Here is a 13,410-nt window from a genome sequence, read left to right as displayed (position 1 = left end):
CGCTGACCCCGTTCGTCCGCGCGACAATGACCGCCGCTCGTCGAATCCAGGGGTGGGGTCATGCCAGCGCACAGCCCGTTCACGGTGGTCTGGGACAAGAGCCAGCGCGCGGTTCTGGAGCAGTTGGCCCGCTCGCGCACCGCGCCGCTGCGGCGCATCCAGCGAGCCGAGGTCGCCCTGGCCGCCGCCGACGGTGTCTCCAACGCGGCCATCGCTCGCAGCCACCGGTTACACATCGCCACCGTGCGACGCTGGCGCAAGCGGTTCCACCACGAGGGCATGGCCGCTCTGGACGACCGCAGGAGGCCGGGCCGCCCGCGTCGGTACGGGCCCGAGGTGCACCTTGCGATCGTCGCCACGGTCACCTCCGCCAAACCGGCCCCCGACAGTCAATGGACCCACAAGTCGATCGCCAAGTCCCTTGCTGCCCACGAGATCTCCGCCTCCCAGGTCGGGCGGATCCTGGCCGACCTGGACCTCAAACCCCACCTCGTCCGCGGCTGGCTCACCCGCCCCGACGACCCGGACTTCCACGTCAAGGCCGCCGAGGTGTGCGCCCTCTACCTGCATCGCCCGCCCGGGTCGGTCGTGCTCAGCGTGGACGAGAAGACCGCCATGCAGGCCCGCTCGCGTCGCCACCCCACCAGGCCCGTACGGCCCGGCCATGCCGAGCGCCGCGAGTTCGAGTACCGACGCCACGGCACCGCGTCCATCGTCGCGGCCCTGGACGTGCACAGCGGACAGGTCTTGGTCGAGGACATCGCCCGCAACGACTCCGTCACCTTCATCCGGTTCCTGCGACTGCTGGACGGGAGTATCGACCCTGCCCTGGCGATCCATCTGGTCCTCGACAACGGATCGTCACACGTCTCGAAGGCCACGCGGGCCTGGCTCGCGGCCCACCCGAGGTTCACCGTCCACCACACGCCCAAGCACGCCTCATGGTTGAACCAGGTCGAGATCTTCTTCTCGATCCTGGCCCGCCGACTGCTGCGACGAGGCGAGTTCACCTCACGCCAGGACCTCATCGACCAGATCCGCGAGTTCACCCTCGCCTACGACAAGGAAGCCCGCCCCTTCCGATGGACCTACGACGGCACCCCACTCAAGGCCACCTGACCCCCGCAGGATCAGTGCGGCGCTGCACTAGTGCCGCGATCACGGCCGCAGGATCGCCGCCGTACACCACGTGAGGCTCGTCGGACTCGGGAGGCACGAAGCGAGTTCGGTATCGCCGAAGGTCGCTTTCAGAGAAGAAGATCGAGTTGGGATCGTGCGCGTGGGCCTCGTTGCGCTTGCTGATCCTTGAACCCGTACAGAAAGTCTCTACTCACGCAGCCCATCGCTACGCGATGCGCCTGAGGAACTGCCGTCACTTACTACCGTCAACGCCCCCGCAGCGGGTCGCTGCGGGGGCGTTCTGGCTGGTGGGCGCGGACGGTTTCGAACCGCCGACATCTGCTTTGTAAGATACCGCGTCCGTCTTTCGAGGCTCAGTGAGTCTCGGTGAGGCCCGGTGAGTTGGGGTGTGAGGGTCGCTCCCGCCCCGGAGTGAGTCTCGATGAGCCGACGCGCGGACCGGTGAGGGGGTTTTGTGGCCCCAGAGTGGCCGCATGTGGCCCCGGACCTCATCCGACAGCCCGGAGCGCACGGCCTGCGACCAGCGCCGCACGGACCTCCTCGACCAGCTCGGCGCCCGCATGCTGGTACAGCCACGTCACCCGGCCGCCCCGCTCATGGCCCATCACGACCTGAACATCCTTCTCCGGCACGCCCGCGTCTTTCAGTCGCGTCGCGAACGTGTGCCGCAGGTCGTGGACCTTCGGCCACCACTCGTTGCGGCCCGTCTCTGGGTTCGTGACCAGACGGGCCAGGCCAGCGGCCTGAATCGCGGGGATCCAGCTGCGCCGGAAGTTCGGCCGGGTGAGCGCTCCCCCGCGTGGGCCCCGGAAGACGAGTTCCTCCTCATGCAGGTTCCGCCCGTCCTCGATCGGGGACTCCGTCGTCGCTGGATCCCACATCTCCATCATGGTCTGCACCGCTTCGACAGCGGCCGGCGTCAGCGGCACCGTGCGGAAACCGGCCTTCGACTTGGGCGCCGCCTTCCGGTAGACCTTCCCCCGATCGTCGATGAGAACTTCCTTCACCTTCATCGTGGCGCTGCCGAGGTCTACGTTGGCGGCCCGTAGGCCGGTGAACTCTCCCCACCGGGTACCGGTCTCCTCCGCGAACACAATCAACGGCTGGTAGTACTCGTTCAGGTGCTGCCGGATCAATGCGCACTGCTCGCGGGTGGGCGGGATCATCTCGTCCGGGTGCTTACTCACTGCCGCGGTGACCTGAATGTCGGCAGTCGGGTTCACCTGAATTCGCCGGTCCCGAAGCGCGGCCACCATCATGTGCCGGAACAGCTCCAGGACCTTTAGCTGTGTCGCCCTTCCCTTTACCTCGTTCGTGATCCAGTCCTGCACCTGGATCCAGGTAATGGAACTCAGCTTGCGCTTGCCCCACTTCGGCTGAACGTGGACCGTCCAGGCCGACAGTTTCCTGTTGCGGGTGGTCACCGACTTGATGTTCACCGTCGGCCACCAGACCTCGTACCACTGGTCGACCGTGATGGCCCCACGCTTCGGGTCCTGGTAGGTCCCGGCGTCGAGCGCAGCCTTGACCTTGTTGAGGTGCGTGACTGCTTCCTTGTACGTGTCGAAGCGGGGGCCGCACTGCTTGCCGTCAGCGTCCCGGTACCGGGCCTGCCAGCGACCGAGACAGTCTCGGCGTGCCTTCCGCTCGCCGTGCTGGCCCGGCGGGTACTCCTCGAGGCACAGCTTGCAGCCGCACTCCTTACTCCTGATCTGCCGCGGGTTGTTCGTCGCTCTACGCGCCACGGAACATCACCTCGTCACTCCTCCGCTGCTCGGGTACGCGGGGCAGTAAATAGACGGGTGCCCCGCAGAAGCAGACTGCACCGACGGAGGGCTGCTCGACGGCGAGTTCACGAAGAACAGCCCGTACGACGACGCCCGTGCTCGCAACGGGAAGCGTTACGGGGAGCGTGATGACGCGGGACTCCGGATCCCATGGATCACGGGAGGTGCCAGACGGTGCAAATTCGACACGGACGCACATGTGACCCCCGATATACGCAGGCGAGTGGAGTACCTGAGTCGATGGGGGAGCATCGGCCGTACGAACGACCGTACCGCCGGTTGGTGGAATATGCGACTACCGTTAGGCGTGTTGACGAATCATCATATGCATGGAGTGACGGAGTCCATTTAGTGAAGACTCACGACGCAGACGAACGGTTGCGCTCGACGAGGGCGCGAATCTGAATCTCGGTCATCTCCTGCTGATCCGCGGTCAGTTCACCGATGAGGGCGAGGATCCGCTCACGGGCATCGGGGTCGAGGGGGCCCGGAGTCTTACGGCCGGCGGCTGCGAAGATCTGCGCCTCGGTGAACTTGGGAAATTCGCGGGCGAGGGCGCGCAGCTTCTCCTTGTTGGGGCCGCGCGTGCCACCGCGTTTCCGGTGGACCCATGCGTTCACGGTGGCCGGAGCAACGCCGATGCGGCGCGCGATCTCCGAGTCGCTGACCTTGTACTGGTCTTTGAGGCGGGCGATCAGCTGCGCGAGATCCTCGGGCTGCTCCTGCTCCTGGTTTTCCACGGGTCAAGACTGCCTGCGAATCTTCTACTTTTGCAAGTAAAAGTAGAGGCATGGCGGGATCTCACTACGGCGCGCGACCTCCCCGTCGCGCCCCGTAGACGGTGGCATATGCCGACACTAGGACAGGCGTTCGATTGATCGCCACCCCGTAAAGAAACTCACCGAGACTCACCGCCACTCACTTGACCTGACTGACACTGACACAGTAGAAATGTGTCAACGGCGGCACCGAGGCCGCATAGTCACCACCCGGCGCGAGGCCCACATGACCAACCTGATCCGCAAGGGCGAAGGCAAGCCACTCCGCGCAGCAATGAAGCGCAAAGGGCTCTCCGCCGAACAGCTCGCAGCGGCCACCAAGTCGGTGGACGTCACCGGGCGCGGGATCAGCGCAGCAACGGTCTGGAAAGTCACAGGGAGCGGCAGCACCGCCACCACAAAGTGTCGACTCCGCACCGCATGGCTCATGGCCACCGCGATGGATGAACCGCTCCAGGAGCACTTCGACATGCCCACAGTTTCAACCGACACAGTTGAAAGGTCTAGCCCCAATGGCCACTCTCGCTGAACGCACCGAGACGCTCCGCACCGTCGGCCTGGCCCCCCTGCTCACCACCGCTCAGCTGATGGCCCGCTACGGGGTCTCGAACTGGACCGTCAACGAGTGGGTCAAGGACGGGTGCCCCGTCGAGCCCACTCGGTTCCGCGGCCGGCGGTTCGACCTGGACAAGGTCGCCGCCTGGATGGCCGCCGGGCCACAGCTCGCTGCCACCGCCTGACCCCCCCAAAAAACGAACGGGACGCCGAGCCATGCCGGGCCCGACGCCCCAACGGCACCTCAACACACACAGAAATCGAGGACACCGTGAACACTCAGATTACCGCCCCGACCGAGCCCGACACCGACACGGCCAGGCGCAACAGCTACATGGCCGCGCTGTCGCTGGCCGAGACGATCCTCAGTGAGTCGACCGTCATCCCCTCCAGCTTCGTCATCGAGGTAATGGAGCACGCGCCGACCGAGCCGACCATCCGGTTCTACTTCCACCGCGACCCGGCCGCCGTTGCGGAGTTCGCGGACGAGCGGTGGATGAACGTCACGACCAAGACCCACGACGACGGGGCGGTGTACACCGAGGCGCAGGGTGCCCCCTGCCGCGGGGTGCGGGTCACGGCGTGGGCACTCACGTCGGCCGAGGACATCGCGGCTGTTGTTGACGGGGTGGCTGCGTGAACGCCCGCCGAGTATCGGCAGCGTCGGGCGTGATCCACGCGGCGCAGAAGACGCGACAGACCGCGGCGGGTATCGCCATGGCGCTGGAGGCGGCCGGCCTGTTGCAGTCGGCGGCCGAGCTGGCGGAACTGCGGGCCCGTGTTACCGAGCTGGAGACGGCTGTGGCCCACGCGCTCGCACCGCACGTGAAGTTCGCAGACTCGTCGCACTGCGAGGCCGACAGCGAGCCGTGGCCGTGCCCGACCGTTTCCACGCTGGCGCCTGCCGGGTGGCCGTTGAGCGACGGCCCGGCGCCGGGCCGCCAGTTCGAGCGCCTCGGTTCCCCAGTAGAGGACCCGCACGACTCCCCCCTCCACCACACCTACGCGGTCCCGCGGGACCTGCCGGAGGTGCGGTCATGAACGTGCTCGCCGTGGTCTGCCTGGCCATCGCGGTCTACGCCGCGTCGCTGGTCCCGTTCCTGCTGCTGGTCGACGCCGACCGCCTCACCCCCGCTTGCCTGCGCCGTCTGCCGCTCACCGCGGCCGCGCTGCTCCTGCTCCTGCTCCTCGGAGGCACCGATGCCCGCTGACCGTGAGCCCGTCGCCGGGCCCATCCCGATCTACGTCAACGCCACCCCGTCCGGTGCACAGCTGGACCTGTCCGCCCTTACCGCGCTGGTCGTCGGTGACGTTCTCGACGCGCTCCTCGACACGGAGGACACCGGCCTGTGGGATCGGCTGCACGACCTCGCCGACACCACCCGCACCCCAGACGAGGGACGACTCCCCTCCGAGGAATTGGTCGCTGCTCTCGCCGAACGGTCGTCGTCTCGGGTTCCGCTGTACGGGCCGGCCGCGCTGGAGCTGACTCGGAAGCTGCGCGAGGCCGTAGCGCCGCGTCCGGTTCCTTCGCAGCGTGAGGCAGGTGCCGCGTGAGCACCGCCGACCGTCTCGCCGTCCTCCGGCACTTTACCCGCGACTACCAGGGCGACATCACCACCGGAGTCGTGCGTCGCCTGTACGTCGCGACGTTCGGCAAAGGCGACTGGCGGCGCGCCGCCCGCCAAGACCTCACCACCCTCGCCGAGCAGGGCCTCCTCATCTGCGACACCACCGACCCCGGCCGTACCTGCTACCGCCTCAACTACGCCCACGGAGGCCGACTGTGAGCGAGCTCATCACCCGTCGGGCATGGCTGGCCACCGCAGTCCAGACCGAGCCCACCCCCATCACCGCACAGCGCGCCGCGCAGCTGCTCGCCGCATCCCCGTGGCCCACGTCCGGCCGGAACACGGCACGCAAGGACCTGCGGGCACTGACCGTCCGCGGCGTCCTCGCCGCCGTCGACGACATCAACGGCCGCCGCGTCTACCTCCCCACGGATGGGAGCGCCGCCGGATGAGCCAGGACCGCGGCACGTTCGGCGGGACGTGGACCCGCCCCACCCGATCCGGCATCGGCCACTCGCAACGGGAGTTGCAGGACCGCGCCTCGTTCGACCAGGCGCCGGCCGCCGGTGTGTCCTGCCTCATCGTCCTCGCCCTCCCCGTCATGGGGCTGGCCATCCTCGCCGCCCTCCTCAACAGCGCCGGGGTGATCGCGTGATGGGACGCCGGGGCCGCCGGGCCGGTGCCCGGCACGCCGACAAAGCCGCATGGATGCGAAAGCACCCGCTCAAGTGGCTGGAGATCACGACGTACGGATCGGACAACAGCGCCGCCGGGGCCATCGCAGGCATCACCCGCGCCGCGCCCGGCTCACTCATCGCCCGGTTCTACGGCCCGGCCGGTGCTTTCGAGACCCGGACCACCAAGACCGACATGGGCACCACGGTGCACGCCCGCTACATCGGAGGACCCCTGTGACAATCACCGAGCTGGCCGGGGCGATCGCCGCCCCGGCCGCCGGCCGCCGAGTCACCCCGACCGGCCGCCTCGTCCTCTCCGCCGACGCCGACCGAGCCGACTGGCTCGCCGCCCGCCGCTCCGGTCTCGGCTCCTCCGACATGGCCGCCGTCCTCGGCATCAGCCGGTACGGCAACGCCCTCTCCGTCTACCACGACAAGACCGGCGGGCTCCCCCTGGAGAGCAACGACTCCGAGCCCGCCCTGTGGGGACGGGCCATCGAGGACACCGTCGCCCGCGAGTGGGCCCGCCGAAACCGCAGCGTCGTTCGTCGCGTCGGCCTCGTCGCGAACATCGACCGCCCGTGGCAGATGTGCACCCTCGACCGCCGAGTCCTCGAATGCCCGCTCGCCACCGAACGCGAACGCTGCGCCGTAGAGATCAAATGCCGAGCCGCATTCAAGGCCGGACAGTGGCGCACCGGCTGCCCTGACGACGTCCTCGCACAGACCCTCTGGCAGGCCGACGTCTGCGGATACGACCACATCCACGTCGGCGTACTGATCGGCGGCAACGACTACCGGCAGTTCGTCGTCCGCGTCGCCGACCACCAGCAGCTCATCGCCGACCTCCGCGCCGCAGGGGCCCGCGCCTGGCAGCAGATCACCAACCGGCGCCCGCCGATCCTCCCGCACGACGCAGACCCGGACGTCCTCCTCGACCTGTACGAGCAGCTGCACCCCGACCGCGACGGCATCGTCGCCATCGACCGAGACGGCGACGCACAGGACGCCCTGTCCGACTACCTCGACGCGGGCAGCGACGAGAGCGAAGCCAAGGCCCGAAAGAAGACCGCCAAGGCCGTACTCATCCGCACCCTCGGCAGCGCAGACACCGCGATCCAGGGCGGACACGTCGCCTACTCGTACGACGAGACCAGCCGCGAGCACGTCGACCGCGAGCGGCTCCGCGAGGAGTTCCCCGACGCCTACGCCGCGTGCGTGGAAGACCGGCCGTCGCGCCGCATCAACATCCCGAACACCATCCGAGAGGCGCACCAGGCATGACCACCCTCGCAGAACGCGCGGCAGCTGCGGCCGGCCGCACCGACACCACAGCCCCGGAGCCCGAGGAGCACGCTCTCGCCGAGCCTGCCGACCTCGGCCCGGCTGCGGATCCGATGGCCGACTACGAGCCGGGCGACGACGACCCGGCCATGATCCCCGTGCACCTCGCCTGGCTCCGTGTCCGCAAGGACATTCGAGCCATCGCGAAGCGGGAGAAGTACGACGCCCCTGGCACGAAGTTCAACTTCCGTGGCGTCGACACCGTGGTCAACACCTTCGGCCCGGTCACGCTCCGGCACGGCGTCAACGTCCTGCCGGTGCAGGTGGATGCGACGTACCGCGACACCACCACCAACAAGGGCAACAAGATGCGCGAATGCACCGTGCGCGTCTCATGGTTGATCGTCGGACCGAAGGGCGACACCCTGTCGCTCCAGACGCAGGGCGAGGCACTCGACTCTGCGGACAAGGGCACGGCTAAGGCGCAGTCCGTGGCGCTGCGGGTGCTGCTCCTGACGGGCGGTCTCACGCCAACGCACGACAAGGACCCTGACGCCTCATACATCGAGCGCGGCAACGAGGCACCGGCCCGGTCCGCCGAGTCGTACCGCGACGAGATCCTCAACCCGAAGACATCGCAAGGCCGGTTGCAGCAGATCAGTTATGAGCTGGGCAACCTGCGAATGCTCAACGCGAAGGTGCAGAACGAGACCGGCGAGACGGAAACGCTCGACAACCTCGGTCGTCGCATCTACACCGAGCGCTCGGGCGGTGCCGCATGAGCTGGCACCTCGGCCGCATGGCCGGATTCGACCTCGAAACCACCGGGCCCGACCCGTTGACCGCCCGTATCGTCACCGCGTGCATCGTCCAGTGCGGCGGCAGGCAACCCGTTGCCGCCGCGAACTGGCTGACCGACGTCGGCGGGGAGACCATCCCCGACGGGGCCGCACGCATCCACGGCATCACCACCGAGCGCGCCCACGCCGAGGGCGTCCCGCTCGCCGAGGCCGTCGCCGAGATCCTCGCCGGGCTGGCACAGGTCATCCTCGCCGGGACACCGGTAGTCGCGATGAACGCGAGGTACGACCTCACCCTCCTCGACCGCGAGGCCGAGCGGTTCGGCCTCGACCCGTTGCCGGCCGGGCCGGTTGTCGACCCGTTCGTCATCGATAAGCACGTCGACAAATACCGCAAGGGCAGCCGCAAGCTCACCGCCCTCTGCGCGCACTACGACGTGCCGATCGGTGACGCGCACTCCGCAGACGCCGACGCCATCGCCGCGTGCCGCGTCGCCTGGAGGCAGGGCACCATGCACGCCCCGCTCGCCGCGATGGACCTGGAGCAGCTGCACCGGGCGCAGGTCGAATGGGCCGCCGAGCAGGCCGCATCGCTTCAGGAGCACTTCCGCAAGAAGGACCCGGCCGCCGTCGTCGAGGGCGCCTGGCCGCTCATCCCCCGCCAGCAGGGCGGTGCCCAGTGAGCGCCCCGACCCTGTTCGACACCACTACTCCCGCGGCCGGGCTGCCCACCCCCCGCCCGGCCGCGGTGACCCATCCCCTCGTCATCGGCCTCGACCTCTCCCTCACCTGCACCGGCATCGCAGGCGAGGGCTGGTCCACCATCGTCCGCACCAAAACCCGCGGCGACGCCCGACTCGCCTACCTGGAACACGAGATCGGCACGTTCATCAAGGCGGCCGACCTCGTCGTGATGGAGGGCCCCTCGTACGGGCACGGGGCGATGGCCGGACACGAGGACTTGTCCGGCCTGCGGGTGCTGGTCCGCCGGTACTGCTTCCGGCACCGCATCCCGTACGGCGTCGTCCCGCCGAGCAACCTCAAGATGTTCGCCACCACCCGCGGCAACGCCACCAAAGGCGAGGTCCGCTCCGGCGTCGCCGACCGCTACGGGCACCACACCGAGGGCGTCGGACGGTACGACCAGGCCGACGCGTACACCGCGATGGCCATGGGACTGCACCACCTCGGCTACCCCCTCGCCACCGCCCCCGACCGGGCACTGAAAGCCCTCGACGGCTGCGCCTGGCCCGACTCGGTGGCAGCCGCCCGATGACCGCTTACCTCCTGTCGGACGGCCGGCAGATCACCGGGGCCCTCTCGGTCCGCTTTGGCCAGCAGGCCCGCGGCGGCGGCCGGTGGATCGAGCAGCCCGCCGCCAAATACGAGTGCCTCGTCTGCGAGACCACCGAGCAGGTCGTTGGCGCCGAGGCCGTCACCCGCTTTGCCCAGACCATCCGCACCCGCCACCCGGCTACCTGCCCGGGACACCCCGCCAGCACCACCACACGAAAGGCCGCATGATGCCGCGACTGCCCAAGGACCAGCTCCCGGAGATCAAGCTCGACGCGTTCGGCGGAGCCATCGAGGAATCCCTCACCCGCGACCAGCGCCGCGAGCTGTTCGAGAACCCCGACTCCACCGTCATGGTCATCGTCGAGCTCACCGCAAAGCAGTACACCGGCAGCGCCTCCAGTGAGGACAAGGCTCCCTCGGTGAAACTGCGCGCCACGTTCGCCGAGGCAGCACAGGGCCCCGACATGGAGAACACCCTCCGCGACGTCCAACAGCGCATGTACCGAGCCCGCACCGCAGAGGGCAGCTTCGACGAACTCGGCCACGAGGTCGCCGGGTCGGTCCTGCGAACCGGTGCCGGCGTCTACCTCGGCACCAACGAGGACTGATGGCCAGGTCACGCGCGACGGGCGCCGACGACTCCCGGTGCCCGTCGTGCGAGGCCCCCCTCCTCACCCAATGGGTCGGCGACCGCGCCGCCCTCCGGGTCACCGTCGAACTCCGCTCGCTGACACCCGAGCAGCAGGTCGCAGCCCGCACTCCGCACCGCCTCATCTGGTGCCTCAAGACCGGCGGACCCCACAGCAGCCCACGGCTCCGCTGGACCGGACGCACCCACCCCACCAACTGCCCCCATCCCCACGTCGCAGAACACCACTGCAACCCAGAGCCGACCACCCTCTTCTGATCGGAGCCCGCCCCGTGGAGAACGTCCGCCACCTCGAACCGCGCGACCAGGCGGACCCGCACGGCCAGATGCGGGACGACATGGAAGCCGAGTTGGACGTGATCGGCGGCTGCCTGCACAACCCCAGGCACATCCCCTCCGTCCGCGCCATCCTCCAGGGCGGAGACTTTGCCCGCCCCGCCCATGAGTTGATCTGGAACGCGCTCGGCCACCTCTACGACACCGGCGCCCCCATCACTCCCGTCGCCCTGCGCATCGAGCTGGAGAGCCGTAAGGAGCTCACCCGCGCCGGGGGCCTCGCCTACCTCGTCCAGGTCGGCGACCACACCGGCGGCGGAGAGCCCGCCTACTTTGCCGAGAAAGTCCGCGCCGCCTCCGACCTCCGCGCAGAGGCCGACCTCGGCCGCCGCATCGTCCAGCAGGCCACCGCCCCCGACGCCGAACCCGGCACCGCCGTCACGTTCATTGATGACTACCTCCAGCGGCAGAAAGAGCGCGCCGCCGGCCGCTCCGGCGACCCCGCTGATGCCCTCCTCGCCGAGCTCCTCGACGCGTCCAGCCTCGACAACATGCCCACGCTGGAACCCCTCGTCGGCGACCTCCTGCACCTCGACACCCTCGCCCGCATCATCGGCCCGTCCGGGCACATGAAGAGTTTCGTAACGATCGACCTCGCCGGGCATGTTGGCACCGGCATGAAGTGGCACGGCCACCACGTCCGCCAAGGCACCGTGGTCTACCTCGTCGCCGAGGGCGCCCGCGGCATCCGCCAGCGCGTCCGCGCATGGGAAAAGCACTACGGGCAGAAGATGCACGGCGTCCTCTTCCTCCCCCGGCCCGTCCAGGCCCGCGGACCCGAGTGGGACACCTTCATCGAGGCGATGCGCCGCCTCCAGCCCGCAATGATCGTCATCGACACACAGGCACGCGTGTCCGTCGGCGTCGAGGAGAACTCCAACACCGAACTCGGCATCGTCATCGAGCGCATGGACGACCTCCGCCGCGCCACAGAGGCCTGCGTCCTCCTCATCCACCACACCGGGCACGTCGGCGAGCACGGCCGCGGCGCCTCCGCCGCCAAGGGCGCCCTCCAGTCCGAGATGCACGTCTCCAAAAAGGGCGACAACTCCAAGAACATCGTCGTGACCATGAAGGTCGGCAAACAGAAGGACTCCGAGGAGGGTGACGACCTCCAATTCGGGTTGAAGGTCGTCACCCTCGACGGCGAGCACAAGCCCGATGGCCGGCCCGTCACCTCCGTCGTCCTCGAATCCCTCGACCAGCGGCCTGACGTCCCCGCGATCGGCACGCCTGAATGGCTGGTGCGCCGCCTCGACACCGACCGGGTGGACATGCGTTGGGGCAGCCCTCGCGTCATCGAGTGGTGCCGCGATCGGGGCATCCAGATGCGCAAGGACAAGATCGAAGAGGCCATCAGGATCCGCAAGCGCCGAGGCTCCTTTGACGAGCTCCAGGATGCCCGGAATGACCTCCCCCCGGACCTCCCCCGCGATCTTGAAACCCAAACTCCCCCCGATCTTGGGGGGAGGTCGGGGGAGTTCGACGAAAACCCCAGGTCAAACATCCCCCCACAGACCGGGGGAGGTCCGGGGGATGGCCCATCAAAACCTCCCTCCCCCCGCTCCCCCTCTAGGGAGGGGGGAGGTGTGGGGGAGGACGAGAAAAACACCACCCCCGACACCCCCCTCTGCACCATCTGCGACACCGAACTCCAACCCCTCCGAGCCGAACGCGGCTACACCACACACCTCGGCTGCGACCCCGAAACCGGCAGCCACCCCAACACCGCCGCCTAACCCCCGACGTCAGACAGGAGGAACCCACCATCACCGCCGCACTCCTCGCCTACTCCCCCGCAGTCGCCATCGCGGCCCTGCTGTTCCTCGCCGCCACCCTCTGCGGACGCCTGGAGCGCTGGCACACCCGCCGCGCTGCCGCGATCGCCGAGCAGGACGCCGCAGCCATCGCCCCACGGCAGCCCACCCGCTGACCCTGCCAACCACCCACCCCACCCCGGAGGGACGACCATGATCGAACTCCCTGCGTTCCTCGACCACGGACGCGCCGCATGCACCACCGACCCCGACCTCTTCCACTCCACCATTCCGACCGAGCAGGAGCAGGCCCGCCGCATCTGCATGCGCTGCCCCCTCCGCGCGGAGTGCGCCGACTACGCCCTCACCGCCTCCGAGCCGATCGGCACATGGGGTGCGCTCACCGCCAAGGAGCGCCGCCGGATTCTGCGCCCCGGTGATGAGACGACGCTCGACGAGCAGGGCAGGGTGCGGGTCCCGTGCGGCAGCTACAAGGCCCTGTGCGCCCACCTCGCCTACGGGGAGCAGTGCGGGGTGTGCCGCGCCGCGCAGGACGCGCGCATCGAGGCGCAGCGCCGCGCACGCCTGGCCGAGGAACACGCGGCCGGCGGATCGGAGGCCGGGGCCGCGATTCACCGCCGCCTCGGCGAGCCCGTCTGCCTCGGCTGCCTGCGGGCCGAGCGAGCCAAGAACGCGGTACGCCGCGAGCTGCGGCGCGCAGCGAAGCGTGGCAAGGCACAGCGGCCTGCGCTGGCACTGGCGTCATGACCACCACCACG

The 13,410-nt window shown here is 69.0% G+C and carries 22 protein-coding genes; 20 read left to right on the top strand and 2 right to left on the bottom strand.

Annotated features, from left to right (window positions below; genetic code table 11):
* Positions 1-60: 60 nt before the first annotated feature.
* On the top strand, positions 61-1,119 hold the full coding sequence (locus tag OG395_RS35590) for an IS630 family transposase (protein ID WP_327241115.1): 1,059 nt from the start codon (positions 61-63) through the stop codon (positions 1,117-1,119).
* 509 nt (positions 1,120-1,628) lie between these two features.
* Here the strand turns inward: OG395_RS35590 and OG395_RS35585 are convergent.
* On the bottom strand, positions 1,629-2,885 hold the full coding sequence (locus OG395_RS35585; protein WP_327246593.1) for a tyrosine-type recombinase/integrase: 1,257 nt from the start codon (positions 2,883-2,885) through the stop codon (positions 1,629-1,631).
* Between the two features lie 401 nt (positions 2,886-3,286).
* A complete protein-coding gene (locus OG395_RS35580; RefSeq protein ID WP_327246592.1) occupies positions 3,287-3,667 on the bottom strand; it encodes a helix-turn-helix domain-containing protein in 381 nt (126 codons plus the stop codon).
* A gap of 265 nt (positions 3,668-3,932) precedes the next feature.
* On the opposite strand from OG395_RS35580, the gene OG395_RS35575 reads away from it, so the two are divergent.
* From OG395_RS35575 to OG395_RS35485, 19 genes are all read left to right on the top strand, one after another.
* Positions 3,933-4,235, top strand: coding sequence for an XRE family transcriptional regulator (locus OG395_RS35575; protein ID WP_327246591.1), 303 nt, complete (start codon positions 3,933-3,935; stop codon positions 4,233-4,235).
* Positions 4,219-4,446, top strand: a complete 228-nt coding sequence (locus tag OG395_RS35570; RefSeq protein WP_327246590.1) for a helix-turn-helix transcriptional regulator — start codon at positions 4,219-4,221, stop codon at positions 4,444-4,446. Before OG395_RS35575 ends, OG395_RS35570 begins: the two co-directional genes overlap by 17 nt.
* Positions 4,447-4,532: 86 nt before the next feature.
* On the top strand, positions 4,533-4,901 hold the full coding sequence (locus tag OG395_RS35565) for a hypothetical protein (protein ID WP_327246589.1): 369 nt from the start codon (positions 4,533-4,535) through the stop codon (positions 4,899-4,901).
* The gene (locus tag OG395_RS35560) at positions 4,898-5,302 is read left to right on the top strand and encodes a hypothetical protein (RefSeq protein WP_327246588.1); all 405 of its coding nucleotides are present in this window, start codon (positions 4,898-4,900) and stop codon (positions 5,300-5,302) included. Before OG395_RS35565 ends, OG395_RS35560 begins: the two co-directional genes overlap by 4 nt.
* Positions 5,299-5,472: a hypothetical protein gene (locus OG395_RS35555; RefSeq protein ID WP_327246587.1), complete on the top strand. Its 174-nt coding sequence runs from the start codon at positions 5,299-5,301 to the stop codon at positions 5,470-5,472. Before OG395_RS35560 ends, OG395_RS35555 begins: the two co-directional genes overlap by 4 nt.
* Positions 5,462-5,818, top strand: coding sequence for a hypothetical protein (locus OG395_RS35550; RefSeq protein ID WP_327246586.1), 357 nt, complete (start codon positions 5,462-5,464; stop codon positions 5,816-5,818). Before OG395_RS35555 ends, OG395_RS35550 begins: the two co-directional genes overlap by 11 nt.
* Positions 5,815-6,051 (top strand): hypothetical protein, encoded by a 237-nt coding sequence (locus tag OG395_RS35545; protein WP_327246585.1) that lies wholly within the window; start codon positions 5,815-5,817, stop codon positions 6,049-6,051. Before OG395_RS35550 ends, OG395_RS35545 begins: the two co-directional genes overlap by 4 nt.
* Positions 6,048-6,284: a hypothetical protein gene (locus OG395_RS35540; RefSeq protein ID WP_327246584.1), complete on the top strand. Its 237-nt coding sequence runs from the start codon at positions 6,048-6,050 to the stop codon at positions 6,282-6,284. The genes OG395_RS35545 and OG395_RS35540 overlap by 4 nt, the downstream gene beginning before the upstream one ends.
* On the top strand, positions 6,281-6,487 hold the full coding sequence (locus OG395_RS35535; protein ID WP_327246583.1) for a hypothetical protein: 207 nt from the start codon (positions 6,281-6,283) through the stop codon (positions 6,485-6,487). Before OG395_RS35540 ends, OG395_RS35535 begins: the two co-directional genes overlap by 4 nt.
* Before the next feature lie 53 nt (positions 6,488-6,540).
* The gene (locus tag OG395_RS35530; protein ID WP_327246582.1) at positions 6,541-6,747 is read left to right on the top strand and encodes a hypothetical protein; all 207 of its coding nucleotides are present in this window, start codon (positions 6,541-6,543) and stop codon (positions 6,745-6,747) included.
* The gene (locus OG395_RS35525; RefSeq protein WP_327246581.1) at positions 6,744-7,793 is read left to right on the top strand and encodes a YqaJ viral recombinase family nuclease; all 1,050 of its coding nucleotides are present in this window, start codon (positions 6,744-6,746) and stop codon (positions 7,791-7,793) included. The genes OG395_RS35530 and OG395_RS35525 overlap by 4 nt, the downstream gene beginning before the upstream one ends.
* The gene (locus tag OG395_RS35520) at positions 7,790-8,575 is read left to right on the top strand and encodes an ERF family protein (RefSeq protein ID WP_327246580.1); all 786 of its coding nucleotides are present in this window, start codon (positions 7,790-7,792) and stop codon (positions 8,573-8,575) included. Before OG395_RS35525 ends, OG395_RS35520 begins: the two co-directional genes overlap by 4 nt.
* The gene (locus OG395_RS35515) at positions 8,572-9,276 is read left to right on the top strand and encodes a 3'-5' exonuclease (protein WP_327246579.1); all 705 of its coding nucleotides are present in this window, start codon (positions 8,572-8,574) and stop codon (positions 9,274-9,276) included. The genes OG395_RS35520 and OG395_RS35515 overlap by 4 nt, the downstream gene beginning before the upstream one ends.
* Positions 9,273-9,869 (top strand): hypothetical protein, encoded by a 597-nt coding sequence (locus OG395_RS35510; protein WP_327246578.1) that lies wholly within the window; start codon positions 9,273-9,275, stop codon positions 9,867-9,869. Before OG395_RS35515 ends, OG395_RS35510 begins: the two co-directional genes overlap by 4 nt.
* Positions 9,866-10,117, top strand: a complete 252-nt coding sequence (locus tag OG395_RS35505) for a hypothetical protein (protein ID WP_327246577.1) — start codon at positions 9,866-9,868, stop codon at positions 10,115-10,117. The genes OG395_RS35510 and OG395_RS35505 overlap by 4 nt, the downstream gene beginning before the upstream one ends.
* A complete protein-coding gene (locus OG395_RS35500) occupies positions 10,114-10,497 on the top strand; it encodes a hypothetical protein (RefSeq protein ID WP_327246576.1) in 384 nt (127 codons plus the stop codon). The genes OG395_RS35505 and OG395_RS35500 overlap by 4 nt, the downstream gene beginning before the upstream one ends.
* Complete coding sequence (locus OG395_RS35495; protein ID WP_327246575.1) at positions 10,497-10,796, top strand: hypothetical protein; 300 nt, start codon at positions 10,497-10,499, stop codon at positions 10,794-10,796. The genes OG395_RS35500 and OG395_RS35495 overlap by 1 nt, the downstream gene beginning before the upstream one ends.
* A gap of 14 nt (positions 10,797-10,810) precedes the next feature.
* Entirely contained in the window at positions 10,811-12,613 is a 1,803-nt protein-coding gene (locus tag OG395_RS35490; protein WP_327246574.1) for an AAA family ATPase, read from the top strand.
* Positions 12,614-12,844: 231 nt separating this feature from the next.
* Entirely contained in the window at positions 12,845-13,399 is a 555-nt protein-coding gene (locus OG395_RS35485) for a WhiB family transcriptional regulator (RefSeq protein WP_327246573.1), read from the top strand.
* The last annotated feature ends 11 nt before the right edge of the window (positions 13,400-13,410 follow it).

This window comes from Streptomyces sp. NBC_01320 (genome assembly GCF_035974375.1).
GTDB lineage: Bacteria > Actinomycetota > Actinomycetes > Streptomycetales > Streptomycetaceae > Streptomyces > Streptomyces yanii.
Note: the sequence above shows the minus strand (reverse complement) of the source record. Positions and strands in the feature narration are given on the sequence as shown.